The organism is Microbacterium yannicii PS01 (assembly GCF_000304335.1).
GTDB classification, from domain to species: Bacteria; Actinomycetota; Actinomycetes; order Actinomycetales; family Microbacteriaceae; genus Microbacterium; species Microbacterium yannicii_A.
Map to the genome: position 1 here is coordinate 28,286 of NZ_CAJF01000007.1, position 25,343 is coordinate 53,628.

Genomic DNA, 25,343 nt, shown 5'->3' on the forward strand with positions numbered 1-25,343 from the left:
CGCGCTGATCGTCCGGCACATCCTCGCCGGCCCGGAGCGTGACGAGCCGCCGAGTCGGGCTCGGCCGCGCGAGTGCCCGCCGGATGCGGGCGAGGAAGCGGGTGGCGGCGTCGCCGGAGGGTGCCCCCAGCGCCTGGGCGAACGGCACGTACGCGTCGTCCGGGATGCCGTTCTCGAGTTCGCGCACCAGACGCAGCTGCCACGGCCGCGGATCGTCGATCACGGCGACGGATTCGCCGCCGAACTGCAGGACGGTGGCGGAGCGCCACACCGGCGGGTGGGCGGGATCGATGCGCAGCATCTCTCGATCCTTCCCGGCGGAGGCACCGTGCGGGCGCTGTCCACAGGATCCGGAAGGCGAGGGCGCCGTCCCGGTCCTGTGGAGGAGTCGCTGCTAAGCCGGACGCTGGTCGTCGGGGGAGGCGGGGCCGTCGTCCGAGGGGCCCGGGTCGGGATCGGACGGGTCCGCGGGTGCGTCCCCTCCCGCATCGGCTCCCCGCTGGTCTTCGGCCGACAGCAGCCGCGCCAGGGCGTCGTCCATCTCGTCGGGCGCCGGCTCCTCGCCGCGAGCGTGGGCCTCGAGTCGCGCCACGAGAGCCGCCGGATCGTCGATATCGGATGCCTGGGGCATGAGGTCGGGGTAGTCCCACAGCGCGTCGCGCGCTGCCGGCCCCACGGCATCCGTCACCGCGCGCCACATCGCAGCCGCCTCGCGCATGCGGCGGGGCCGGAGCTCGAGACCGACCAGAGTGCTCAGCGCCCGCTCGGCAGGGCCGCCGACCGCGCGCCGGCGTCGGACGGCCTCGGCGATCCGCGGTGCCGAGGGCAGCCGAGACGTGGCGTCCTCGGTGACGACCTCGACCCAGCCCTCGATGGTCGCGAGCAGATTCTCCAGACGCGCGAGCGCCGCCTTCTGCGCCTCGGAGCGCTCGGGGAGCAGTGCGCCGCTCTCGAGCGCACGCCGCAGCTCTTCGGGCTCGGAGGGATCGAAGCGCGATGCGAGGTCTTCGAGCGCACCGGTGTCGACGTGCACGCCGCGGGCGAAATCGGTCACCTGCGAGATGACGTGCAGGCGCAGCCAGCGTGCGTGCCGGAACAGCCGGGCGTGCGCCAGCTCGCGGGTCGCGACGTACAGCGCGAGCTGATCGTCGGGAACCTCGAGGTCACGACCGAAGTCGGCGAAGTTCTGGGGAAGGATCGCAGCCTGCCCGTCGGGCATCAGCGGGATCCCGACATCGCCGCCGCTGACGACCTCTTTGGAGAGGTTGCCGACGACCTGCCCGAGCTGCGACGCGAACAGCGAGCCGCCCACGGTGCGCATGAGCCGGCCGGCACCCTGCACCAGGCCCTGCATGTCTTCGGGGGCCTGCTCGCTGAGAGCGGCCGTGAGGGCATCGGCGATGCTGGTGGCGACGGGCTCGGCGAGCTGCTGCCACACCGGCAGCGTGGCCTCGACCCAGCCGCCGCGCGTCAGGGGCTGCGCAGGAGCGGGCAGCTCCGAGATCGTCGTCGCCTCGCTGAGCCACAGGGTCGCGAGCGAGAACGCCTGATCCAGGTCGGTGCGCTGACCGGTGGTCACCCCGAGGCCGTCCTGGTTCGCGATGTGCAGGGCCTGGCGCTCGGCCATGTCCCACGCGATGCCGCCCTGCCCGGCGCCGGCGAAGGCGCCCTGCAGCTGGCTCATCACCGCCTGCATCATCGCCGGATCGATGTTCATGCCCGACAGCCGTGAGAGCTGCTCGGGATCGATGCCTCCCGCGCCACCCCCGAAGAGCTGACGGATCAGCTCCTGGAACTCTTCTTCGGGACTCTGGTCGCTGCTGGAATCGGACTCGTCGCCTGCCACTTCAGCCGCCTTTCAGCCGGTCGATGACGTCTCGCTCTACGCTAGTCGCAGCATCCGTCGCACTCTCCGGCCAGGACCCCGAACGCCTTACGCCGGTCGCGAACGACCGGCATCCCACCCCAAGGCACAACAGAGAGGTCACGCGTGGCCCTGTTCGACGAGAACACAACGATCACGCCCGCCCCGCGGCAGCGCATGTCCCGCCGCACGATCACGGGCATCTGGGCTCTCGCCGTGGCCATGATGATGCTGCTGATCATCACGTTCCTTCCCACGTCCTATGTGGTGCAGCAGCCGGGCCCGGTCTACAACACGCTGGGGTCGGCCACCTCCTCGGAGGGCGAGGAGGTGCCGCTCATCTCGATCGAAGGAGCCGAGACCTACCCGACGGCCGGGGCGCTGGATCTTCTCACCGTGCAGGTGCAGGGCAACCGCGAGCGCACCCCGTCGTGGTTCGAGCTGGCGACGGCCTGGTTCGATCAGACCAAGGCGGTGCTGCCGATCGAGACGGTCTTCCCGGAGGGCGAGACCACCCAGGAGCGCAACGAGCAGAGCGCGGCCATGATGGTCGACTCCCAGCAGGACTCCACCGCCGCCGCGCTGAGCGAGCTCGGCTACGACATCGGCGCGCAGCTGGCGGTGCACTCGATTCCCGACGGCTCACCCGCGAAGGGGATCCTCGAAGAGGAGGACCTCATCCTCGCTGCAGACGGTCAGGACGTGACGGATGTCTCCGAGCTGCGGTCGATCATCGAGGAGGGCGAGGGTGCGCCGGTGGAACTGCTCATCGAGCGGGACGGCGACGAGGAGACCGTCGAGGTCACCCCGGAGGAGGCGACCGTCGACGGGGAGACCGGGTGGCGCATCGGAGTGAGCCTCATCACCGACTACGACTTCCCGATCGATGTCACGATCCAGCTCAACAATGTCGGCGGCCCGAGCGCCGGCATGATGTTCGCGCTCGGAATCATCGACACCCTCACGCCCGGAGAGCTCAACGGCGGCGCGCAGGTCGCCGGCACCGGCACCATCACCGCCGACGGCACGGTGGGACCCATCGGCGGCATCCGCCAGAAGCTGTGGGGCGCTCAGGATGCCGGAGCCGAGTGGTTCCTCGCGCCCGAGGCGAACTGCAACGAGGTCGTCGGCCACATCCCTGCCGGGCTCGAGGTGTTCGCCATCGAGGACCTCGACGACGCCCTCGCCGTGCTCGACGCGGTGCGGGAGGACGGCGACACCTCGGCGCTGCCCACCTGCGCGGCGCCGTGACGCGGATTCTCAGGGATTTCGCCCAGCGCGGACGCGGCGGGCGCTCAGAACCAGCCGCCTAGGATGGAACAGTGACCACGACCTCCCCGCCGCCCTCGGCCACACCCTCGCGCTCTCGCCGCATCATCGCCATCACGCTCGCCATCATCGCCGCGCTCGTGGTGGCGTTCTTCGTCTTCGCCAGCCTGTACGCCGACTGGCTCTGGTACGAGCAGCTCGGATTCGACTCGGTGCTGCTGACCCAGTGGGGCGCGCGCGTGCTGATGTTCGTCATCGGCTTCCTCGGCATGGCGGTCCCGGTGTGGCTCGCGATCCAGCTCGCCTACCGCCTGCGCCCCGTGTACGCGCGCCTGAGCTCTCAGCTCGACCGCTACCAGGAGGTCGTCGAGCCGCTGCGCCGCCTGGCGATGTGGGGGATCCCGGTCTTCTTCGGCTTCTTCGCCGGCTTCGCGGCGTCCGCCCAGTGGGAGACGACCTGGCTCTGGTTCAACGGCGTCGCGACCGACACCCGCGACCCGCTGTTCAACCTCGACACCGGCTTCTACATGTTCGCGATGCCCTTCTGGGGCACCCTGATCGGCTTCGTGTCAGCCGTCCTGCTGGTCTGCCTGCTCGTGACGGCGCTGGTGTCGTACCTGTACGGCTCGGTCCGCGTCGGCCAGCGCGAGCTGCGCATCTCGAAATCCGCCCGCATCCAGCTCGCCGTCATCGCGGGTCTGTACCTGCTCGTGCAGGGGGTGAGCCTGTGGCTCGACCGCTACCGCACGCTCGTCGAGCCCGGCGCCGCGGGGCGCATCACAGGCCCGGGCTACACCGAGGCCAACGCCGTCATCCAGGGCCAGACGATCCTCGCGTTCGCCGCAGTCATCGTGGCCCTCCTCTTCTTCGTCACCGCGGTCATCGGCCGCTGGCGCTACCCCTTGATCGCCACCGCGCTGCTCGTGGTCTCGGCCATCGTGCTCGGCGTGGGCTACCCGTGGGTGGTGCGCACCTTCCAGGTGCAGCCCAACCAGCTGGCGTACGAGAGCGAGTACTACCAGCACAACATCGACATGACGAAAGAGGCGTACGGCATCGACGGCCTCGAGAAGAGCGACTTCGAAGCCGTCACCGACGTGGGCCCGGGGCAGCTGCGCGAGGACGCCGAGACCACGGCGTCGATCCGCATCATGGATCCCGCGATCATCCCGCCCACGGTGCGCCAGCAGGAGCAGTACCGCGCGTACTACCAGTTCGCCGAGACGCTGGACGTCGACCGCTACGAGGTGGCCGGCGAGTCGCAGGACACACTGGTCTCGGTCCGAGAGCTGAACGTGGACCAGCTCGGCGCCGCGTCGACATGGCAGAACACCACCGTGGTCTACACGCACGGCTACGGACTGGTCGCAGCGAAGGGCAACGCCCGCACCGTCGACGGCTTCCCCGAGTTCATCGAGCGCGGCATCCCCGCCACCGGAGTTCTCTCGGAGGGCGAGGGCTTCGAGCCCCGCGTGTACTTCGGCGAGGCATCCCCGCCGTACTCGATCGTCGGCGCCCCCGAGGGCGCGGACCCGGTGGAGCTGGATTACCCCTCCGGTGCCGACGGCGAATCCGAGACCCGCACGACCTTCGAAGGCGACGGCGGGCCGTCGGTGGGCAACGTGTTCAATCGCCTCATCTACGCCCTGAAGTTCCAGTCCGAGCAGATCCTGTTCTCGGACTACGTGAACCAGGACTCCCAGATTCTGTACGACCGCAACCCGGTCGACCGGGTGCAGAAGGCGGCGCCGTACCTGACGCTCGACAGCGACCCGTACCCGAGTGTCGTCGACGGCCGGATCGTCTGGATCGTGGACGGCTACACGCTGAGTGCGAACTACCCGTACTCCTCGACGGTGAGCCTGCAGGGCGCGATCGCCGACTCGGCCAACACCCAGCCGCGCTTCGCCCTCGACGACATCAACTACGTGCGCAACTCGGTCAAGGCGACCGTCGACGCGTACGACGGGTCGGTCACCCTCTACGCGTGGGACGCCGAGGACCCGATTCTGCAGACGTGGCAGAAGGTCTACCCGAACACCATCGAGTCGATCAGCGAGATGTCGGGCGATCTGATGAGCCACGTCCGCTACCCGACCGACCTGTTCAAGATCCAGCGCGCCATGCTGGGCGTGTATCACGTCGACGACGCGCGAGCCTTCTACCAGCGCGACAACGCGTGGGAGACGCCGGAGGACCCGGTGGACCCGGGCACCTATCAGCCGCCGTACTACCTGACGATGCAGATGCCGGGTCAGGAGACGCCGTCGTACTCGATGTTCACGACCTTCATCCCCTCATCCGAGGGCGGATCGAGCCGGAACGTGATGATGGGCTACCTCGCGGTGGATTCGAACGCGGGGAACGAGGCGGGGACGAAGAACGCCGACTACGGCAAGCTCCGCATGCTCGAGATCGCCGCCGAGACGCCGGTGCCCGGCCCCGGGCAGGTGCAGAACACGTTCAACGCCGACCCGGCGGTCTCGGCCCAGATCAACATCCTCTCCCAGGGCCAGTCGGACGTGCTCAACGGCAACCTGCTGACCCTTCCGGTCGGCGGCGGCCTCCTGTACGTCCAGCCGGTCTTCGTCCAGTCCTCGGGCAGTACGCAACTGCCGACGCTGCAGCGCGTGCTGGTGGGCTTCGGAGACAGGATCGCGTTCGAGAACACGCTCGACGAGGCGCTCGACGTGCTGTTCGGCGGCGACTCCGGAGCGGATGCCGGAGACACCGAGGTCACTCCCGCGCCCGGAGAGACTCCGACTCCCGAACCGACGGAGCCGACCGAGCCGACGGAGCCGACCGAGCCCGCCGAGCCCACCGTCCCGACCGACGCGTACCAGGCGGCGCTGCAGGAGGCGCAGCAGGCGATGCTCGAGAGGGATGCCGCACTCAAGGCCGGCGACCTCACGGCGTTCGCCGCCGCCGACGACCGTCTGACCGCCGCGGTCGAGACGCTCATCGAGCTGGGCGCTCAGCAGTAGCTCACTGCGTCAGCACGAAGGGCCGGCCCGGCGGGCCGGCCCTTCGTCCGTATGAGCCGAGTCCCGCTCAGGCGGTGAGGATCGCGTACCAGATGAGCAGGAGCGTGACGAGGAAGCCGGCGAGCTGGTTGAGCCACAGGAAGCGGCGCCAGCCCCGGGTGGCCTCGGCCGCCCGCTCGTCGGGAATGGACCGGAACGGCCAGACCGTGACGAGATACGGCAGCGCCACCAGTGCGGCCAGCGGGCCGGGCCAGGCCGTCGGCAGCATCGCCAGTCCGGCGAGCGCGTAGCACGCGAGCGCGAATCTGGCCGTCCAGCGGGCTCCGCGTGCTGTCGCGATGGAGGCGATACCCGCCTCGCGGTCGGCGACGACGTCCTGCACGGCGCCGAACGCGTGCGAGGCCACGCCCCACAGCGCGAACGCCACGATGATGGCGCCGAGCTGCCACGTCCACACCGACCCCCGCCAGCACGAGTCCGTACACGGCGGGCGAGAAGAAGTGGATGCTGCTGGTGATGGAGTCGGCGAAGGGGCGCTCCTTGAGCCGCAGGGGCGGGGCGCTGTAGAACACGACGAAGAAGAGGCTCGCCGCGAGCACCAGCCACGAGGCGGCGGACCCGATCGCGACCAGATAGACCGCGAAGGGAACGCACGACACCCCCGCCGCCCAGAGCGTGATCCGGTGCAGGCGCCGGTCGAGCACGGCGCCGTGGGCGCCGCCCTTCCGCGGATTGCGCAGGTCGGACTCGTAGTCGAACACGTCATTGATGCCGTACATCGCGAGGTTGTAGGGCACGAGGAAGAACAGCGTGCCGATCACGAGCGCGGCGTCGATCTCGCGCGTGGTCAGAAGGTAGGCGGCCGCGAACGGGTACGCGGTGTTGATCCAGCTCACGGGTCGCGACGAGACCACGAGCTGCCGTACGACCGCGCCCGGGTGCAGGCGCGCGGCGTCACTCATGAGCGACCGCCGGTCGTCGTGCGGCGCGTCGGCGTCAGCAGGATGAAGAGCGCCGGGATGAGGAAGGCGGCGCACAGGGCGTAGGAGAAGTCCTCGATCGGGGCCAAACCGATCTTGACGCCGGAGATCTGTTCGCTCGGATAGGTGAACAGACCCACCGCGATCATGATGTTGTCGAAGACCGCCGTGAGGGCGATCAGCACCGCGGCGGCGATTCCGGATGCGGCCATCCGCCGGCCGAAGCCTGGTCGCCCGATGGTCAGGAGCACCGCGGCGAGAGTGAGCGTCGCGAACGGCAGCACGATGAGCGGATAGGTCATCGGCCGTCCGTTCCGGCGGGGGCAGAGGCATCCGCGTGCGTCGCTCTCCGGTCGAGCAGTCGCAGCGCACCCGCCCACGCGACCAGGCCGAGGTAGGAGAGGAACGCGAGGAAGAACGGCTCCTCGAGCGGGAGATGCGGGGCGAGGTCGACGCCCAGCAGGAGCGGACTGTCACCCTTGACGAAGACGCCGGTGGCGATGCCGACCGCGTCCCACGCCAGGAAGAACACGGTTCCGATGCTCACGGCGAGGACCGTCCGTGCGAGGGAATCCCACGCCGCCAATCGCCAGCGCCGATCCAGCAGGGCGATGCCGGCGGCCGAGATCAGGATCGCGACGAGATACAGGCCGGGCACACTCACACTCTCGCAGGTTCGGCCACCGGTCCGGGGGAGCGGTCGCCTCGCAGGCGCTTCACGACGAGTTCCGCCGAGATGAGGCACATCGGCAGCCCGATGCCCGGGAGCGTGGAGGCGCCCACGTACGACAGGCCGGTCACCTTGCGCGAGGCGTTGCGGGGCCGGAAGACCGCGCTCTGGGTCAGCGTGTGCGCCAGGCCCAGGGCGTTGCCGCGCCACGCGTTCAGATCGTCGGCGAAGTCGGCGGGCGCGACTGTGCGACGCACCACGACTCGCTCGGCGAGGTCGGGGATGTCGCACCACTCGGCGATCTGGGCGATCACGCGATCCGCCGCCGCCTCGATGGACGGGGTGCCGTCGCCCTCCTGGCCGCCGTGTCCGAGCGAAGGGTCGGCCGGGACGGGCACGAGGACGAAGAGATTCTCGTGCCCGGGCGGTGCGACCGCGGCGTCGGTGGCGCTCGGGCGGCACACGTACAGCGACGCCGGATCGGGGATCCGCCCGTCCGCGCCGAAGATGTTGTCGAAGCTCGCCCGCCAGTCGCGGGAGAACAGCAGCGTATGGTGTGCGAGCTGCGGCAGCTCGCCCTTCACCCCGAGGAGGACCAGCAGCGCCCCCGGGCTGGGCGTGCGCTTGCGCCACCACTCCTCGGGGTAGCTCTGCAGCTCGCGCGGCAGCAGGACGGTCTCGGTGTGGTGCAGGTCGGTGCCCGACACGACGAGGTCGGCGGTCAGCCGTCGGCCGTCCGCGAGCTCGACGCCTGTCGCCGAGCCGTCCTCGGTCGTGATCGAGGTGACACGTGCGCCGGTCTCGATGACGGTCCCGGCTGCCTCGGCCAGCCGGGCGACCGCGCGGATGATCTCGATGAACCCGCCGCGCGGGTAGAGCACGCCGTCGTCGAGGTCGAGGTGGCTCATGAGGTGATACAGGCTCGGAACCCCGTACGGCGAGCCGCCGAGGAAGACCGCCGGGTACTCCAGGATCTGACGCAGCCGGGGGTCGGTGAAGCGCTTCTCGACGTGCGTGGCCAGCGTCCGCGTCAGAAGCGGCGCGAGCTGCGGCATCCGCTTCACGAGCGCGGGGTCGCGCAGACCCGCAGTCGTCTCGTAGGTGTCGTACAGGAAGCGGCTGGTGGCGAGCTCGTACGCGTCGGCTGCGGAGTCGAGATAGGCATCGAGGCGCGCGCCGGCGCCGGGCTCGATGCTCTCGAACAGTGCGGTCGCCTCCGCACGGCCGGACCGCACGTCCAGTGGGCCGGCGCCCGTCGTCGGGTCGGAGTACACGCGGTAGGCGGGATCCAGCGGCACGAGGTCGAGCTCGCGCGCGGCTGTCGTTCCGAGGAGGCGGAAGAAGTGGTCGAACACCTCGGGCATGAGATACCAGCTGGGACCCGTGTCGAAACGGAACCCATCGGCTTCCCACGTGCCGGCCCGGCCGCCCAGCTCGTGACGAGCCTCGAGGAGCCGCACGCTCCATCCGTCGGCGCTGAGAAGCGCCGCGGTCGCGAGTCCTGCGATCCCTCCGCCGATGACGATCGCGTCCCCGGGCACAGTGGGCGTCCGCGCGGTCATGCGCGGGCTCCCCGGGGGGAGAAACCGAGCCACGCGCGGGCGGCGAGTCGAATCTTCACGGGATCGGGCACGCGTACTCGTCCTCTCGTACCGGCATCTGCGCGCAGCCGCGCGGACAGTTCGGCGAACAGATCATGTGCGGCGGTGACGGCGCGCCGGCAATCGGGGGGCAGAGACGGGATCACCGCCGCGGCGGCGGCGAGGTCGGCGTCGATGCGGTCGAGCACGCTCACGCGCGACTCGCGGCGGGCGGCCAGACCGAGGTAGTCGCGGCCCAGCGCGTCGGCGTCGTGGTCGAGGTCGCGCAGGAAGTTCACCTCCTGGAACGCGGCGCCCAGGCGCCGCGCACCGTCCACCAGGGCCGGATCGGGGTCGCTCGGCCGCACGCTGCCCGCGTTGACGAACACAGCCAGGCACATCAGACCCACGACCTCGGCAGAACCGTACACATACGCGTCGTGGGAGGCGCCGTCGTGCTCGCGAGTGGACAGATCGGTCCGCATCGAGGCGAAGAACGGCCGGATGAGGTCTTCTCCGATGCCGCATTCCCTCGCCGTCAGCGCGAAGGCATGCACGATGAGATTCGCGCTGTAACCGCGTTCGACGGCGCGGATCGTCTCACGCTCGAGATCGTCGAGCACAGCCAGTGTCGTCGCCTCGTCCAGGCCGGCGGAGGCCGCCGGTCCGTCGACGACCTCGTCGGCGACGCGGACGAGCGCGTAGACGCTGCGCACGTGCGGCCGGGGGCGCGGACCCAGCAGGCGGCACGCCAAGGCGAACGAGGTCGAATATCTGGCGATCACGCCGGCCGCGGCATCCCGCGCCGTCGCGTCGTAGAGCTCCAGACCCGTCGGCTCCCCGCGACGAGCACGGACTCGGCTCACGGGATGCGCCCTTCGATGCCGTCGGCGATCTCACGCAGCAGCTCGCCCGCCGCAGGGGTGAGGTCGTCGCCGCGCGAGGTCGCCCGCACCTCGCTGAGCGTGTCGGTGATCATGTCGCGCAGTCGCCCCCGTGCGCCGCTCGCATCGAGCGCGCGGCGGGCGTCTCGTACCGCGACGGGGCCGGTGCGCGCCAGCGCGAGCGTCGCGTCCAGGCGGGTGGCGTCCGCAGACTCCCGCGCGAGGGCCACCAGCGGAGTCCGCTTCGCCTCCCGCAAATCGCCACCGCTCTCGCGTCCCGCCTGCTCGGGACTCCCGAAGGCCCCGATCAGGTCGTCGACGAGCTGGAACGCCAGTCCGAGCCGTCCACCGGCATGGCCGAGCAGGACGATCGCCTCGGGCGAGGCGCCTCCGAGCACTGCGCCGGCCTGCAGGGGAGCGCGGAAGGAGTAGACCGCCGTCTTGTTGAAGGCCGCGTCGAACACCTGCTCGACGGGCGCGCAATCCGGGGCGACGCTGTTCTCGACGTCGGCGAGCTCGCCCGCGGCGGACACGAACACCGCGTCATCGAGCAGGGTCAGCAGACGTTCGCGGACGTCGGCGTCGACATCCGCCATGGCGACGAGCCGAACCGCCTCGTGCAGGAGCAGGTCGCCGGCGAGGATGGCCGCCGCGTCGCCCAGCTGCGCCGCGCCGTCGGCATCCGCTCCGAGCTGGCGGCCTCGCAGCCGGAACCGACCGGCGACGTTCGGCACACCGCGCCGCACGAGGTCGTGATCGATGACGTCGTCGTGGACGACGAACGCGGCGTGGAGGAGTTCGAACGCCGTGGCGACGGACAGGACGGCGGCGGCGTGGCGATCAGGCGCGTCGAAGGCGTCGAAGGATGCCGCGACCAGGGCGGGCCGGAATCGCTTGCCGCCGCGCGCGGCGCCGGCGATCGCCTCGCCGAGAGCCCCGAACGCGGGCCCCAGCTCGGCCGCTCGTTCGCGGATCCGGCTGAGCGAGCCTTCGATTGCGATCTCGAGCGCAGGGCTCTGCGTGACGTCGATCATGACGCTCGTCGGCGTGGGGTGGCGGCGTCGAAGAGATGCAGCTGCTGCGCCTGCAGCACGAGCCAGGGGCTGAACGCCCACGGCGTCGCCTCGATGGCCGCGGCGAGGGCGCTCGGCTCCACCCAGCGGGAGTCGACGACCTCGAGGGGATTCAGCACCGGCTCGTCGTCGGTGACAGCCGTGTAGACCGGGCACACCTCGTGTTCGACGATGCCGTTGGCGTCGGTGGCCCGGTAGCGGAACAGCGGGAGTGCCAGCTCGACATCGACGAGGGTCAGACCCAGCTCGAAGTCCGCACGACGGCGCACAGCCGACAGAACGGGCTCGGCAGGTCGCGGATGACCGCAGAAGGAGTTGGTCCACACTCCGGGCCATGTGCGCTTGTCGAGGGCCCGCCGCGTGACCAGCACGTTGCCCTGCCTGTCCATGACGTGACACGAGAACGCGAGGTGGAGTGCGGTGTCCGTTCCGTGCACGCTGCTCTTGGGAGCCGTTCCGATCGCCCGTCCGTCATCGTCCAGCAGCACCACGAGGTCGGTGTCGGTCATGCGTATTCCCTCCGAATTCGCTAGTTTATCTAGCGATGCGTCCTGTGCGATGCTACAACGGTCCGGGGAGGATCGTCCATCATGTCCGAACGCTGGTATCCGCAGTCGGAACACGACCATGCTGTCATGCGCGTGCTCAGATCGGTCCGTGCGCTCAGCGACGCCATGGATCGCATGCACAGCGGGATGAAGGGCGACATGGACATGAATGCCACCGACCTCGCCGCGCTGCGGATGCTCATCATGCGGGAGCAGCTCGGCCGATCGGTCAGCCCGCGCGAGATCGCGGATCACCTGCGGATCTCGACGGCATCGACGACCAAGCTCCTCGATCGTCTCGTCGATTCCGGGCATGTGATGCGCCGGCCGCATCCCACCGACCGCCGCGGACGCATCGTGGTCCTCACCGATGAGTCGCGCAAGGCGTTCTTCCGTACGTTCGGCACCCACCTGCGGGCGATGCGTCTGGTCGCCACGGACTACGCCGACGGCGACCTGGCTGTCATCTCGCAATTCCTCGACGAGGTCTCGGGCGCCCTCGACCCCACGCACTGACGCAGATTCTCGGCGCCGGACCTCGGAACAGAAACGAAAAAGGACGCCCCCTGGAGGGGACGTCCTTCTTCGTTTCTGTTGCGGGGACAGGATTTGAACCTGCGACCTCTGGGTTATGAGCCCAGCGAGCTACCGAACTGCTCCACCCCGCGGCACGAGAAGTAAGCCTAGCACGGGTTTTCGGTGCTCCGCGACACGAGCCGACGGCGGTTGCCGCACCTGCGCGAGCAAGGGGAGGATGAGCGCATGCCCTCTGAGCCTCCGCCCGACACCGACCCGCTCGACGACCGCGTCGACGGTCGCAACGAGACGCCGGCCGAGCGCGCGGATCGCAACTGGAACGAAGTGCTGCAGGAGCTGCGGGTGCTGCAGACCGGCACGCAGATCCTCACGGGATTCCTCCTCGCCCTCGCCTTCCAGCCCGCGTTCGCCGATCTGACCGATGCGCAGCGCGTCATCTACCTCAGCCTGGTGGTCCTCTCCGCCCTCAGCGCGATCATCGCCCTTGCCCCTGTCGCGCTGCATCGCGTGCTCTTCCAGCAGCGCGCAAAGCGATCAGTGGTCGACTACGGCCACGTCGCCCTCATCACGGCCCTTCTCACGGTGTCGCTGCTCCTCGTGGGCGTCGTCGCCTTCGTCTTCGACGTCGTCGTCGGCCCTTCCGCCGCCTTGTGGGCTCTCGGCATCCTCGCGGCCCTGATCCTCGCGCTGTGGGTCGTGGCGCCCGCCGTCATCCGCGTGCGGGTGCGCTCGAACGGCGGTCGCCGATGAACGCCACCCTCCCCATCGCGGTCGCCCAGTTCGCGCCGATCGCCGACACCGACGCCAACATCGCCGCGATCGAGGAGCTCGTCACGACGGCGTCCTCACGCGGCGCTCGCCTGGTGGTGTTCCCCGAGTACTCCAGCTACTTCGTCGACCCCTTCGACGAGTCGCTCGCCGAGAACGCGCAGGAGCTCGACGGCCCTTTCGTGGAGGCTCTCACCCGTGTGGCCGCGGCTCACGACGTCGTCGTCGTCGCAGGCCTGCTGGAGCGTGCCGCCGACGGGCGCCGCGTGCGCAACACCGTCGTCGCCGTCGCCGCGGACGGACTGCGCGCCCACTATCGCAAGCTGCACCTGTACGACGCCTTCGGGCAGCGCGAGTCGGACTGGGTCGAGGCCGGCGATATCGACGAGCCCGCGACGTTCGAGTTCGACGGTCTGCGGTTCGGCCTGATGACCTGCTACGACCTGCGTTTTCCCGAGGTCGGGCGTCTTCTCGTCGATGCCGGCGCCGACGTGTTCCTGGTTCCGGCCGAGTGGGTCCGAGGGCCCCTCAAAGAGCATCACTGGCGCACGCTGCTGCACGCCCGTGCGATCGAGAACACCGTGTTCGTGGCCGCGGCCGACCACCCGCCGCCCCTCGGAGTGGGGCATTCGCTCATCGTCGATCCGCAGGGCGTCGAGCTCGCCGCCGTCGGCACGTCCACCGACGTGGCGATCGCGCACCTCGATCTCGGTGCGGTGGAGCGGGTGCGGCGGGTCAATCCCGCATTGCGGCTGCGCCGGCTCGGCGTCGTCGCTCGCGACTTGTGAGCCTCATGCGAGAGCGGAAAGGCGCGCCGCAGCGTCTTGGAGCACCTCGACACGCTTGCACGCCGCGAAGCGCACGAGGGTTCGATAGTCGGAGCTGTGCTCAGGTGTCGCGAACGCCGTGAGCGGGATCGCCACGACGCCGACGCGCTCAGGGAGCTCGCGACAGAACGCCGCGGCATCCGTCGCCCCGAGGGGCCCGGCGTCGGCGACCGTGAAGTACGAGCCCGACGGCACCGAGACGTCGAAGCCGGCGTCGCGCAGGCCCGCGCCCAGCGTGTCGCGCTTGGTGAGAAGCGCGCCCGCGATCACGGCGAAGAAATCATCGCCGAGGCGGAGTCCGGTCGCGATAGCGGGCTGGAACGGGCTGCCGTTGACGTAGGTCAGGAACTGCTTCACCGCCAGGACGGCGTCCACGAGCGGCGCAGGACCGGTGATCCAGCCGATCTTCCATCCGGTCGTCGAGAACGTCTTGCCGCCGGACGAGATCGTCAGAGTGCGGTCCCACGCGCCCGGCAGAGTCGCGATCGGCACGTGCGGCCGGTCGAAGGCGAGATGCTCATAGACCTCGTCGGTGACGATCAGGGCGTCGTGACGGTCGGCCAGGCGCACGATCTCGTCCCGCACCTCCGAGGCGAAGACAGCCCCCGTCGGGTTGTGCGGATCGTTCACCAGGATGATGCGGGTGCGATCGGTCACGGCGGCCCGCAGGTCGTCGAGATCGGGCTGGAAGTCCGGCCACCGCAGCGGCACGGTCACCAGGCGGGCGCCGGCGAGGGCGGCGATCGCGGCGTAGGAGTCGTAGTAGGGCTCGAACACGACGACCTCGTCGTCGGGATCCTCGAGCAGAGCGAGCAGCGCCGCCGCGAGCGCCTCCGTCGCACCCGCGGTCACGAGCACGTGGCGCGCCGGGTCCAGATGCAGGCCGTAGAAGCGCTGCTGGTGCTCGGCGATGGCCGCGAGCAGGTCGGGGATGCCGCGACCGGGCGGGTACTGGTTGACGCCGTTCGCGATAGCTGCCCGCGCGGCCTCGAGAACCTGGGCGGGGCCGTCCTCGTCGGGGAAGCCCTGTCCGAGGTTGATTGCGCCGGTACGGGCCGCGAGGGCCGACATCTCGGCGAAGATGGTGGGACGGATCGACCCGTCGGGGCCGACGAGTCCGGCGCCCGCGGCGGTGCGGCGCCATGCTCCCGGAATCTGTCGCATCGCTTCACGCTAGCGGGCGGGGTGACCGGAGGGCGCGGGAAGGCTCATCTGTTTTGCATAGGCGAGTCCCATTCGCGACATAACAAACGCACAGCATCGGTGGGCAATGTGGTCAGTGCTTGGCAGAAGGAGCAATCATGAGCGACAACCAGGGCGATCGCCCCGCAGACCAGACCCCCGAGGTTCCGCCCGTGGCGCCCGCTCGTGAGGCGGACGCCACCCCGACCCAGGAGCCCGCAGCCGCTCCGGCGCAGGAGCGCACAGCCGCTCCCGCCCAGCCGGCGCAGGAGGCATCGGCGCACGAGACGTCGGCTCCCGCCGCTCCCGCTGCGCACCAGCCGCCGCCGGTCCCGCCCGTGCCGCCGGCAGGGTATCCCACCGGCGCCCACGCCTATGCGCGTCCCCACGGCTATGCCGGTCAGCCCGTCGGTGCCGGCTCCTATGCGGGGCAGCAGCAGGGCGCAGCCGCTCCGAGTGCGTCCTTCGGCCGACCCGCCGACTCGCAGCCGACGCTTCCCCTCGATGGAGCGGGCTCTCCGCCGTCGGGTGCCGGCCCGGCCGGAACCTCGGCCATCCACAGCGGACCCAAGAAGCCGCAGGGCGCGGGCAAGGTCGTCGGCCTCATCGTCGCAGCCGCGATCGTCGGAGGGGCGGCGGGGCTCGGCGGCTCGTACGCGGGCCTGAACTGGTTCGCGCCGGCCAGCACGTCGCCGGCGGCCGGACCCACCACCGTCACGGTCAACGACACCGAGTCGGTGAACCAGACCACGGCGATCGCCACGAAGGTGGTGCCGAGCGTGGTGACCATCGCGGCGACGAGCGACGCCGGCGGCGGCACGGGCTCGGGCGTCGTTCTCAGCGAGGACGGCTACGTCGTCACCAACACCCACGTCGTCACGCTCGACGGCGCGACCGGAGACGCCCAGATCCGGGTCACCACCGCGGACGGACGCGTCTACGACGCCGAGGTGGTCGGCACCGACCCGATGTACGACCTCGCGGTCATCAAGCTGACGGATGCCGAGGGGCTCACCCCGATCGAGTTCGCCGACTCGAGCGAGCTCAACGTGGGCGACTCCACGATCGCCGTGGGCGCTCCGCTGGGCCTCGCCAACACGGTGACCACCGGAATTGTGAGCGCACTGAACCGCTCGATCTCGATCGCTTCGTCGGCGGCACCGGAGAGCGGCGACGAGGAGCAGCAGGCTCCCGAGGAGCCTGAGGAGGGCCAGGAGGGTCCCTTCCGCTTCGACTTCGGCCAGGGACAGCAGCAGCAGACGCCGACCCAGACGATCTCGATCGCGGTGATCCAGACCGACGCGGCGATCAATCCCGGAAACTCCGGCGGCGCGCTCGTCGACTCCGAGGGCCGGCTGATCGGCATCAACGTGGCCATCGCCACCGCCGGCGGCTCGACCACCGAGGGCTCCGGTTCGATCGGCGTGGGCTTCTCCATCCCGTCCGACATCGTCCAGCGCATCACCGACGAGATCATCGACTCCGGCGAGGCGACGCACGGCCTGCTCGGCGCAAGCGTGCAGCCCGCCGCCGCCGTCGAGGACGCCACCATCTCGGGCGCCTACATCGCCGAGGTCGTGTCGGGCGGCGCCGCGGAAGCCGCGGGCCTCGAGGTCGGCGACGTGGTGACGGAATTCAACGGCGTGCCGATCACGGACGCCACCGACCTCACTGCGCAGGTGCGCGCGGCTGCGGCCGGGAGCGACGCCGAGCTCACCTACGTCCGGGACGGCGAGTCACGCACGGTGGAGGTCACGCTGGGCACGCTGCAGCAGTAATCGCACACCACCGACGAGGACGCCACTCCGAGGCTCCGCCCACAACGGGCGCTAGGCTCGCGGGGTGGCGTCCTTCTCGTTCGGCGCGGGGAACGCGCGAAAGATCGCGTCCATCCCGCTGTATGCCGCAGGACGCATCCTCACGCTTCTGGTCCCGCGCTCCGACGACGAATGGGTCTTCGGCTGCGCGGTCGGCATCGCCGATGGTGCGCTCGCGCTGTGGAACACCGCCGCCGCAGACCGACCCCGCGCGGTGTGGCTGGTCGGCAGCGACCGTGAAACACGGGATGCCGCGGCCCGCGGCATCCCCACCGTTCCCAAGAACTCGCTGCGCGGACTGTGGCGGACCGCGAGGGCCCGCGTGGTCGTCATCACGCACGGCTTCGGCGACGTCAACCGCTATGCCGTCTCGGGCGCGTTCGTGGTCCAGCTCTGGCACGGCATCCCGCTCAAGCGCATCGGGCTGGACTCTCCCGAGACCCTGCGCGTACCCGGCGCGCTGGCCCCTGTCACCTCGCCGCTGCGCGCCCTTCTGCGGTCGATGTACCGGGGCGCTGCAGGACGCATCCGCATCCTTCCGGCGGCGTCGCATCTGGTGCGCGCGCGCCTGGAGTCCGCCTTCGATCTGCCCGATGCACGCGTGCCCGTCACCGGAGAGCCGCGGGTGGACGTCCTCTCGCACGGGACGGCCGACGAGCGTCGCGCCGAGGCCCGCGCCGCCATCGGCCGCGCCTGCCCCCGGGCCGATCCGCGGTCGCGCTTCGTGCTGTACGCGCCCACGTGGCGGGACGGCGGTGCCGACCCGGCTGTGCCCTCGCCGACGGAATGGCAGGTGCTCATCGACGTCCTCACGCACCGCGACGCGACTCTGCTCGTGCGCTCCCATCCCCTGGGCGCGGGGGAGTACGTCCCGCCGTTCGTCACCGATCGAATCCAGCCGCTGGGCAGCGATCTCGTGGCCGACGTCACACCTCTGCTTCCCGGTCTGGACGCGCTCGTCACCGACTACTCCTCGCTGGCCTTCGACGCCGCGCTCGTGCCGCTGCCGGTCGTCTTCCTCGCCCCCGACGTCGAGGAGTATGCACGACGGCGCGGGTTCTACGGGCGCTACCGCGATGTCGCCGGCGACGACGCGGCGGCCGACTGGCACGCGGCGGCGACGCAGCTCGACACGATCCTCGCCGACCCTGCGGCCTACGAGACCCGCCTCTCGCGCTCGCGTGAGCTGAGCGCGCGCGTGCACGCTCACCACGATGGACGCAACGCCGACAGGGTGTACCGTGCGATCCTGGCCGGACTCGGACGACGCAACGATGCCGTTCCAACGAGGGAAGGAAACCGATGACCCACGCTCTCTTCACCACCGATGGGGGAGCCGCTCTCGTGCTCACGGGCACGGGCGAGCGTCCGGGGTCCGTGGAGCTCATCGGTCCGAGGGCGCGGGTGACGGCGACGCTGACCGGGCGCGGGAAGACGTGGCGTGCGGTCCTGCCGCTTCGTGCTGCGCGCTGGGGCGGCCCCGCACTGCCCCTTCCGGCCGGCGCGTACCAGGTGCGCATCGCGAATGCCGAGAGCCGCGGCATCCGTCCCCCCGAAGCCCTGCCCGTGACACAGCTCGGAACCCTCCGCGCCGAGCTGGACGAGTGGACGCTGCGGATCGGCCCCCCGATGAACCCGGCCTACGATTCGGGCGAAGGCCAGGACGCGCTGGAGCGGCGCTACGCCACACGGCCGAACGGCTTCGAGAACGCGGTCTTCTTCGAGAGCTTCTACGGCCGCAACGCCAGCTGCAACCCGCTCGCGATCGACCGGGAGCTCGCCGCTCGTGCGCCCGGCGTCACCCGGTACTGGAGCGTGGTGGACTTCTCGGTCGCCGTGCCGGACGGCGCCGTCGCAGTCGTGGAGGGGACGCCCGAGTGGTGGCGCGCCCGCGGCGCGGCCCGCCTTCTCGTCGTCAACGACTGGCTGCGGCGGAGATTCGTGCGCCGCAAGGGACAGGTGGTCCTGCAGACCTGGCACGGGACGCCGCTGAAGCGACTCGCCCTGCACCGGCCGGGCTTCGATCCGCGGCGCATGGCGGCGGTGATCCGCGAATCCCGGCGCTGGAACGTCCTCCTCGCGCAGAACCCCTATGCCGCGACGATCCTGGGGAAGGCGTATGCCTTCCTCAGACGCCCGATCTGGGTCGAGGGCTATCCGCGCAACGACGTGCTCGTGGGCGGCGATGCGACTCCGACGCGGGAGGCCCTCGGCATCCGCCCCGGCGAGCGCGTGCTGCTCTACGCGCCGACCTGGCGCGATGACCGCGACGAGATCGTGGACTTCGTCGATCCGGCCGAGCTCGCCGCCGCCACTGACGCGGTCGTGCTGGTGCGGGGGCACTCGCGGACGCTCCTTCCGGGACGGGATGCCGAAGGGCCGCGGGTCGTCGACGTGACGGGATTCCCCGACACATCACAGCTGCTGCTGGTGGCGGACGCGCTCATCACGGACTACTCGTCGGTGATGTTCGACTTCTCGGTCACCGGCAAGCCGATGTACTTCCTGGTGCCCGACATGGAGCACTACCGCGGCGAACTGCGGGGGTTCTACTTCGACCTGGCCGCTCACGCGCCGGGGCCCGTCCTGCGTACCCAGGAGGAACTGGTGGCGACCCTCGGCCGCGACGACTCCGGGGCCTACGCCGAGCGCTACGCCCGCTGGCGTGCGAAGTTCAACGCCCGCGATGACGGCAGGGCCGCTGAGCGCGTCGTCTCCCGCATCCTCGACCAGGGCTTCATCGACGCTGGGAGCTGACTCCTCGTCGCGGGGCCGCTGCAGGTGCGAAGCGGCCTAGGGCAGCGGAGTGTTGCGGGTGCCGAGCCTCGAGGTGTCGACGGTGTCGTGCGCCCCGCGCACGAGTCCGACGACGAAGCCCCAGCCCCACGAGAGGTGCATCGTCGGAAGAACTCCGGCCGTCCACAGCTTGTCGCGCCAGCCGCGACCTCCGCCCGGACCGAGAGCGACCACGACGACGAGGAGGGCGTAGGCGATGATCGGCAGGTAGACGACGGATGCCGCCACCGCCCACCAATCGTGGAGGACGCCGGTCGCCTGCACCACGCCCACCACCACGGCGAGCAGCAGCGTGAGCACGAGAAGCGGAGGTGCGAAGAAACGCAGGGAGTTGCCGCGCCCGAAGCGACGGACGAGCTCCCCGCGCCATCGACCGGTCGCCGAGAACTGACGGGCGAGCCGCACCCAGCTCTCTCGCGGCCAATAGGTCACCGCCAGAGTCGGATCGAACCAGACGCGGTAGCCGGCGCGGCGGATGCGCAGGTTCAATTCCCAGTCCTCGCCGCGGCGGATGGACTCGTCGAAGAGGCCGACCTCATCGAGGACGCTGCGCCGCATCACACCGAGGTACGCGGACTCCGCCTCGCCTTCTTGCGTCCCGCCGTGGTAAGCGCCGCCCCCGAGGCCTATCGGGGAGTTGTAGGCCCGTGCGACCGCGCGCTGGAACGGCGTCCGGCCCTCGGCGCGCATCACGCCGCCGACGTTCGCCGCTCCGACGCGATCGAGGGCCGACAGTGCGCGGCGGGTGTAGTCCGGCTCGAGCTCGGAGTGCGCGTCGACGCGAACGATGGTGGGGTAGCGGCCGGCCCGGATGGCGAGGTTCAGACCCACCGGGATGTCGGCGGCCGGGTTGTCGACGAGCGCGATCCGCGTCTCCGCGGCCGCGAGCTCCCGTGCGAGCTCGGAGGTGCCGTCGGTGGAGGGTCCCAGTGCCAGGATGAGCTCGCTGGGACCGTCGACCTGCTGGGCGAGGACGGTCTCGACGGCCCGGCGCAGGTAGGCGCGCTCGTTGAGGACGGGCATGACGAACGTCACGCCCGCGGCGGGGGAACGGAGGGAGCGTCCCGACGCCCGCGCTGCTCGACATGCACGCGTCGATCATGTCACGGGGCTGCCCGAGAACCGGCTGGACGACCCCGTTAGGCTGGAGCGGTGGGTCTGGTCTCGGATGGGAAGAAGGCGGTCGCGCTCGTCCGCAAGGCGGTGCGCCACCGTCGGGCCGTGATAGACGTCCGCCGCTCACTGGCGACGAAGCCCGATCATCCGCCGTTCCACTTCCGCGTCGCCGTGTACTTCGCCGACGGCGCCGTCAACATGTACCAGATGCGTCAGTGGTACAAGCCGCTCGCCGAGCTCGCGAAGACGTGGCCGGTCGTCGTGCTCAGCCGGGCGGCCACCGGCGCCCGTGCCCTTCTGACCGAGGACGCTCCGCCCGTCGCGTTCGTGCCGACGGTGCGGGATCTGGAGCGCTTCCTCGCGCAGCAGGACATCCGCGTCGTCCTCTACGTGAACCAGAACGCCCGCAACTTCCAGATGTTCCGGTACGGGCGTCGCTGGCACGTGTTCATCAACCACGGCGAGTCCGACAAGATGTACATGACCACGAACCAGTACAAGGCGTACGACTACGCCCTGATCGCGGGGGATGCCGCTCGGGACCGTCTCTCCCGGGTGCTGTGGGACTACGACGTCGACCGCCGCACGATCGCCATCGGGCGTCCGCAGGCCGATCACTACTCGGGCGCCCTGCCGTACCGGCCCGACGAGCGCACCGTGGTGCTCTACGCGCCGACGTGGGAGGGCGACCGGCCCTCCGCCCACTACGGATCGGTGCGCACGCACGGCGAGGCGCTGGTCGCCGCACTGCTGGCGTCAGGCTCGCACCGTGTGATCTACCGGCCACACCCTCGATCGGGCGTGGTGGATCCCGAGTACGGCGCCGCGAACCGGCGCATCATCGCGGCGCTCGCCGCGGCCAACGCCTCCGATCCCTCCGCCCAGCACGTCTACGACGACGGGCCGGACCTTGGATGGCAGCTGGCCGCAGCAGACGTCGCGATCGTCGACATCTCCGCCATGGTCTACGACCGCCTTGCCGCCGACAAGCCGCTCATGATCACCAGACCCGCTGATCCGGCCGCGGCGATCGACACTCACGGATATCTCTCGGCCTGCGAGTGGCTCGAGGCGTCGGCTGCCTCCGACATCGTGGCCGAGACGGAGCGGATCCTCGCCGACCCGGACGCGGTCGAACGGCTGGAGCACTGGGTGAGCCACTACTTCGGCGACACCTCACCGGGCGCCGCGACGGCGCGCTTCCACGATGCGATCCGTCACCTCATGGAGGAGTGGGACCGGTGGTACGCGGAGTCGTCGGAAGAGTCGGAAGACGACGAGCCCGAGGACGAGGCCGAGCTCGACGACGCGGTCGAGGGCTGAGCGGACCTCGGCGCGGGGCTCACACGACGGCGGCGGGCCTCTCGACGAGCCGGGCGATCGCCCGCAGGGGGATCGCCACCCAGGTGGGCCGGTTGCGCGCCTCGTAGATCGCCTCGTAGACGGCCTTGTCGAGCTCGAGAGCCGCAAGCAGCGGATGACGAGGGTCGAGGTCGCTGCCGGTGGTGCCGGCATAGCCGGCCACGAACGCATCTCGCGCGTCCCGCGCCCAGGCGCGGGCCGCGTCCGGCGAGCGTTCCGGATCGTCGAGCCGGATCGAGCCTGCCACGTAGTCGAAGGAGCGGAGCATCCCGGCGACGTCCCGCATCGAGAGGTCGTGACGAGTGCGCTCGGGCATCGGTCGCAGCGGCTCTCCTTCGAAATCCAGCAGCACCCAGCCCTGCCCGGGAACCTGCAGGACCTGACCGAGGTGGAGATCGCCGTGGATCCGCTGCAGCGGGGGCCATTCGACCTCGAGCGCCCGGCGGTACACCGTTTCGACGGCATCACGTCGCCCGCCGACGTCGGGCACCTCCGCGATCGCGATCGCGAGGCGGCGCGCCCACGTCTCCGCCACGGCGGCGCGGTCGCTCTCCAAGGCAGTCCGCGTCGGAAATCGCTGGGCGAGAGCCAGATGGACTTCCGCGGTCGCCGTTCCGAGCGCGCGCGCCTGCGAACGGAAGTCGTACCCCCCGTGCAGCCGCCAGGAGAGCGACGCGCCACGCATCCTCGACCCCGGGCAGGAACTCCTGCGCGAACGCGAGCGATCCCGAGATCACCCCGTGGGCTGTCGCCAGGTCGGGCCACCTGCCCTCGACCCAGCCGACCGGGCGCGGGACACGCGTCGATCCGGCGTCGGCCAGGGCCGTCTGCAGCTCGATGTCGGGATTGAGGCCGGGATGGAGCTGGCGGTACACCTTGCAGATGAGCGGGGTTCCGGGACCTTCGTAGATCAGCGAGGTGTTCGACTGCTCGCCGCTGAGCACGCGCGCGTCGAAGGCGCCGAGATCCGGCGTCGCGACCGACGACGCCGCGTGGCCCACCACCGTCGACTGCGGACCCGTCACGGTCCCGCCGGCGATCACGAGCTCGAGCAGGGCGGCCGCATAGGCCCGATCGAATGGCCCGTCGATGAAGGTCGTGCCGGGTTCCGGACTGCCGATCACATGCTCGGCGTCGGCGACGACGGTCTCGGTCGCCCGCGAGACGACGGGGATCTGGTAGAGCACCGCCGGCAGCGCGCCCTCGTCGGCCACGAGGAATGTGCGCACCCGCGCATCGGCGTCGTCCGGTCGGGTGGCCGGCAGGTCCCACCACGAGACGAGGCGAAGGCTCGGCGGGCGTCCCTTCGCCGCATACCATCGCTGCCGGGGCATCCACGCCGCCAGACACGCCAACGTGCTGTCCATGATGTGAGGCTATGGCCCGGGGCGATGCCGTGTCGAGGAGACGCGCAAGCGCTTGCCGCGGAGGACGGCGCGACCGTGGGCTCACTCGTCCGCGGCGGACTCCCGCGGCACTGCGATCTCGATCACCGGCGCGACGGGGATCACGATGGACTCGACTGATCCGCCGCCGAGCCCGAGAAGGTCGAGGGATCCGGCGGCGGGTGCGGCATCCGCCAGCCGCTCGGCCTGCGTCTCCGGGTGCGCGGGCTCGCCGGGAAGTCCGGGAAGCTCCTCGTTGTGCTCCGGTCGCTGGCTGAACAGACCCATACGTCCATTCTCACCCCGCCGCCCGGCTCTTGCGAGCGCCCGGTCACATGGCGAATCTCCAGAGGTACTCCTCGCCGTCTTCGGGGCGGAACCACGCGATCGTGACGATCGATTCGCCGGGGTCTGCATCGCACAGGCAGATCTCGGCCGTGTCGCCTGCCGGCATCTGACCCCAGTGCTCGGTCGCCGAGGCGCGCCCGAGATCGATGAAGACCCGGACGAAGTCCAGCGGCGCAGAGCCGGCGTTGGTGACGAGCGGATGCCGGTCGTAGATGCCGTCGACCCGCCACGGCACGCGGTAGGCGGGTAGCGGACGGGAGTCATCGGGGCCGAGGGCGCGGAGCATGCCGGTCACGGTAGGGACGGCATCCGACGGCGCACGACGCGAAATCGGCGCATCGGACGGCGGCTGTGGGCGAAGCCTCGAATCCCGGCGTGCAGGACTACTGGGGAGGAGCCGGCGTCGTGTCGGTCTCGCCGGCCGCCTCGAGCTCGGGCGCAGATCGGCGAACGACCCTGCCGCCGAGTCGTCCCACGGTCGCCGCGCCACGGCCGATGCCTGTGACAACGGCACTGCCCGCGCGGTAGATGCCGCGCCCCGCCGCCCGTTCGAGCCGCAGGGTGCCGGGCTTCGGCTCGAGGTCGGCGGGAAGGACGTCGGGAGGAAGGCCGAACGCACGACGCGAGTTGACCAGCACTCGTCGCCCCAGGATGTTGTTCCCGGCGCCGCCGATGGCCGCGCCGATGCCGAAGGGGAGGGCTTTGCCGATCCAGGAGCCCGCACCGCGTGCGGCGAACTGATGGATGAAGCTCGTCTTGAGGCGGTCTACCAGGGGACCCATCGCAGCCCGGGGGAGCGTCTTGGTGACCAGCTCGCCCCAGTACTTGTCGCGCCCCGGACCCGTGCCCGCGACCTGACGCGCGAGCTGCGACACGAGGTCGACGCCCTCCTTGCCCATCATGAGGGTGAGGACGAGTGCCCGTGCCCGGTCCGGGTCTGACACGGGGATGCCGTGGACCTCGGTGACGGACTGTGCGAACAGTGCGGTCGCCTCAAGGAAGGCCACTGTCTCCACGCCACTGAGCGCCAGCGTGACGCCGGTCCCGATGCCGGGCACGACGGCCGTCGCGCCCACCGCGGCCCCGCCGGTGGTGACGGCCGCGAGATAGCGGCGCTCGAGGACGCGCACGATCTCGGCGGTCGAGGCGTCGGGGTGGCGCAGGCGGATGCTGCGCAGGTGCGCAAGCACGACCGGCCGCTGGATCGCGAGCACCCGGTCGAGGGCGCGGATCGTGCGCGGATGCTCGTCGGAGCCCGCCGGCGGAAGACCGCCCGTCCAGGGCGCGCCGTCGGGGAGCGAGTGGATCTGGTGCACCTTGTCGGCCATCGGAGCGATCCTAGAGCCGTTTCCC

The 25,343-nt window shown here is 70.6% G+C and carries 22 protein-coding genes, 1 tRNA gene and 2 pseudogenes; 9 read left to right on the top strand and 16 right to left on the bottom strand.

What is annotated here, in order from left to right:
* Positions 1–394: 394 nt before the first annotated feature.
* On the bottom strand, positions 395–1,846 hold the full coding sequence (locus WYM_RS05375; protein ID WP_019179809.1) for a zinc-dependent metalloprotease: 1,452 nt from the start codon (positions 1,844–1,846) through the stop codon (positions 395–397).
* Positions 1,847–1,990: 144 nt separating this feature from the next.
* On the opposite strand from WYM_RS05375, the gene WYM_RS05380 reads away from it, so the two are divergent.
* Both WYM_RS05380 and WYM_RS05385 read left to right on the top strand, forming a co-directional pair.
* Entirely contained in the window at positions 1,991–3,115 is a 1,125-nt protein-coding gene (locus WYM_RS05380; protein ID WP_019179810.1) for a YlbL family protein, read from the top strand.
* A 71-nt stretch (positions 3,116–3,186) separates the two neighbouring features.
* Positions 3,187–6,117 (top strand): UPF0182 family protein, encoded by a 2,931-nt coding sequence (locus WYM_RS05385; protein WP_019179811.1) that lies wholly within the window; start codon positions 3,187–3,189, stop codon positions 6,115–6,117.
* A 67-nt stretch (positions 6,118–6,184) separates the two neighbouring features.
* On the opposite strand, the pseudogene WYM_RS19335 reads toward WYM_RS05385, so the two are convergent.
* The 7 genes and pseudogenes from WYM_RS19335 to idi form a co-directional block, all read right to left on the bottom strand.
* A pseudogene (locus tag WYM_RS19335) lies at positions 6,185–7,079 on the bottom strand (prenyltransferase).
* A complete protein-coding gene (locus tag WYM_RS05395) occupies positions 7,076–7,399 on the bottom strand; it encodes a lycopene cyclase domain-containing protein (protein WP_019179813.1) in 324 nt (107 codons plus the stop codon). Before WYM_RS05395 ends, WYM_RS19335 begins: the two are co-directional and overlap by 4 nt.
* Positions 7,396–7,755, bottom strand: a complete 360-nt coding sequence (locus WYM_RS05400; RefSeq protein WP_026059574.1) for a lycopene cyclase domain-containing protein — start codon at positions 7,753–7,755, stop codon at positions 7,396–7,398. Before WYM_RS05400 ends, WYM_RS05395 begins: the two co-directional genes overlap by 4 nt.
* Before the next feature lie 2 nt (positions 7,756–7,757).
* Positions 7,758–9,329, bottom strand: coding sequence for a phytoene desaturase family protein (crtI, locus tag WYM_RS05405; protein WP_019179815.1), 1,572 nt, complete (start codon positions 9,327–9,329; stop codon positions 7,758–7,760).
* Positions 9,326–10,213: a phytoene/squalene synthase family protein gene (locus tag WYM_RS05410; protein ID WP_019179816.1), complete on the bottom strand. Its 888-nt coding sequence runs from the start codon at positions 10,211–10,213 to the stop codon at positions 9,326–9,328. Before WYM_RS05410 ends, crtI begins: the two co-directional genes overlap by 4 nt.
* Complete coding sequence (locus WYM_RS05415) at positions 10,210–11,265, bottom strand: polyprenyl synthetase family protein (RefSeq protein ID WP_019179817.1); 1,056 nt, start codon at positions 11,263–11,265, stop codon at positions 10,210–10,212. The genes WYM_RS05410 and WYM_RS05415 overlap by 4 nt, the downstream gene beginning before the upstream one ends.
* Entirely contained in the window at positions 11,262–11,813 is a 552-nt protein-coding gene (gene idi / locus WYM_RS05420; protein ID WP_019179818.1) for an isopentenyl-diphosphate Delta-isomerase, read from the bottom strand. Before idi ends, WYM_RS05415 begins: the two co-directional genes overlap by 4 nt.
* A 126-nt stretch (positions 11,814–11,939) precedes the next feature.
* Between idi and WYM_RS05425 the strand changes: the two genes are divergently transcribed.
* Entirely contained in the window at positions 11,940–12,368 is a 429-nt protein-coding gene (locus WYM_RS05425; protein WP_237739314.1) for a MarR family winged helix-turn-helix transcriptional regulator, read from the top strand.
* A 78-nt stretch (positions 12,369–12,446) separates the two neighbouring features.
* On the opposite strand, the gene WYM_RS05435 is transcribed toward WYM_RS05425, so the two are convergent.
* Positions 12,447–12,520 (bottom strand) — tRNA-Met (locus WYM_RS05435).
* Positions 12,521–12,614: 94 nt separating this feature from the next.
* On the opposite strand from WYM_RS05435, the gene WYM_RS05440 reads away from it, so the two are divergent.
* Positions 12,615–13,139 (top strand): DUF6328 family protein, encoded by a 525-nt coding sequence (locus tag WYM_RS05440; RefSeq protein ID WP_019179820.1) that lies wholly within the window; start codon positions 12,615–12,617, stop codon positions 13,137–13,139.
* On the top strand, positions 13,136–13,945 hold the full coding sequence (locus tag WYM_RS05445) for a carbon-nitrogen hydrolase family protein (protein ID WP_019179821.1): 810 nt from the start codon (positions 13,136–13,138) through the stop codon (positions 13,943–13,945). The genes WYM_RS05440 and WYM_RS05445 overlap by 4 nt, the downstream gene beginning before the upstream one ends.
* A gap of 3 nt (positions 13,946–13,948) precedes the next feature.
* Here WYM_RS05445 and WYM_RS05450 read toward each other — a convergent pair whose 3' ends face one another.
* Positions 13,949–15,148, bottom strand: coding sequence for an aminotransferase class I/II-fold pyridoxal phosphate-dependent enzyme (locus WYM_RS05450; protein WP_019179822.1), 1,200 nt, complete (start codon positions 15,146–15,148; stop codon positions 13,949–13,951).
* Positions 15,149–15,285: 137 nt separating this feature from the next.
* Between WYM_RS05450 and WYM_RS05455 the strand changes: the two genes are divergently transcribed.
* From WYM_RS05455 to WYM_RS05465, 3 genes are all read left to right on the top strand, one after another.
* Positions 15,286–16,944 carry a S1C family serine protease gene (locus WYM_RS05455; protein ID WP_019179823.1) on the top strand — a complete coding sequence of 553 codons (1,659 nt, stop codon included), beginning with the start codon at positions 15,286–15,288 and terminating at the stop codon, positions 16,942–16,944.
* A gap of 64 nt (positions 16,945–17,008) precedes the next feature.
* A complete protein-coding gene (locus WYM_RS05460) occupies positions 17,009–18,289 on the top strand; it encodes a CDP-glycerol glycerophosphotransferase family protein (RefSeq protein ID WP_019179824.1) in 1,281 nt (426 codons plus the stop codon).
* The gene (locus tag WYM_RS05465; RefSeq protein WP_019179825.1) at positions 18,286–19,740 is read left to right on the top strand and encodes a CDP-glycerol glycerophosphotransferase family protein; all 1,455 of its coding nucleotides are present in this window, start codon (positions 18,286–18,288) and stop codon (positions 19,738–19,740) included. The genes WYM_RS05460 and WYM_RS05465 overlap by 4 nt, the downstream gene beginning before the upstream one ends.
* A gap of 36 nt (positions 19,741–19,776) precedes the next feature.
* On the opposite strand, the gene WYM_RS05470 is transcribed toward WYM_RS05465, so the two are convergent.
* The gene (locus tag WYM_RS05470) at positions 19,777–20,802 is read right to left on the bottom strand and encodes a glycosyltransferase family 2 protein (protein WP_051008072.1); all 1,026 of its coding nucleotides are present in this window, start codon (positions 20,800–20,802) and stop codon (positions 19,777–19,779) included.
* Between the two features lie 129 nt (positions 20,803–20,931).
* On the opposite strand from WYM_RS05470, the gene WYM_RS05475 reads away from it, so the two are divergent.
* Complete coding sequence (locus WYM_RS05475) at positions 20,932–22,218, top strand: CDP-glycerol glycerophosphotransferase family protein (RefSeq protein ID WP_019179827.1); 1,287 nt, start codon at positions 20,932–20,934, stop codon at positions 22,216–22,218.
* Between the two features lie 19 nt (positions 22,219–22,237).
* Here WYM_RS05475 and WYM_RS22160 read toward each other — a convergent pair whose 3' ends face one another.
* The 5 genes and pseudogenes from WYM_RS22160 to WYM_RS05495 form a co-directional block, all read right to left on the bottom strand.
* Positions 22,238–22,942, bottom strand: coding sequence for a phosphotransferase (locus WYM_RS22160; protein ID WP_237739316.1), 705 nt, complete (start codon positions 22,940–22,942; stop codon positions 22,238–22,240).
* A gap of 448 nt (positions 22,943–23,390) precedes the next feature.
* Positions 23,391–23,624, bottom strand: a pseudogene (locus WYM_RS22165) (maltokinase N-terminal cap-like domain-containing protein); the annotation flags it as partial.
* Positions 23,625–23,705: 81 nt separating this feature from the next.
* Positions 23,706–23,930: a hypothetical protein gene (locus WYM_RS21000; RefSeq protein WP_019179828.1), complete on the bottom strand. Its 225-nt coding sequence runs from the start codon at positions 23,928–23,930 to the stop codon at positions 23,706–23,708.
* A gap of 43 nt (positions 23,931–23,973) precedes the next feature.
* Positions 23,974–24,276: a hypothetical protein gene (locus tag WYM_RS05490; RefSeq protein WP_040569100.1), complete on the bottom strand. Its 303-nt coding sequence runs from the start codon at positions 24,274–24,276 to the stop codon at positions 23,974–23,976.
* 97 nt (positions 24,277–24,373) lie between these two features.
* The gene (locus tag WYM_RS05495) at positions 24,374–25,318 is read right to left on the bottom strand and encodes a hypothetical protein (protein WP_019179830.1); all 945 of its coding nucleotides are present in this window, start codon (positions 25,316–25,318) and stop codon (positions 24,374–24,376) included.
* Between the last annotated feature and the right edge of the window lie 25 nt (positions 25,319–25,343).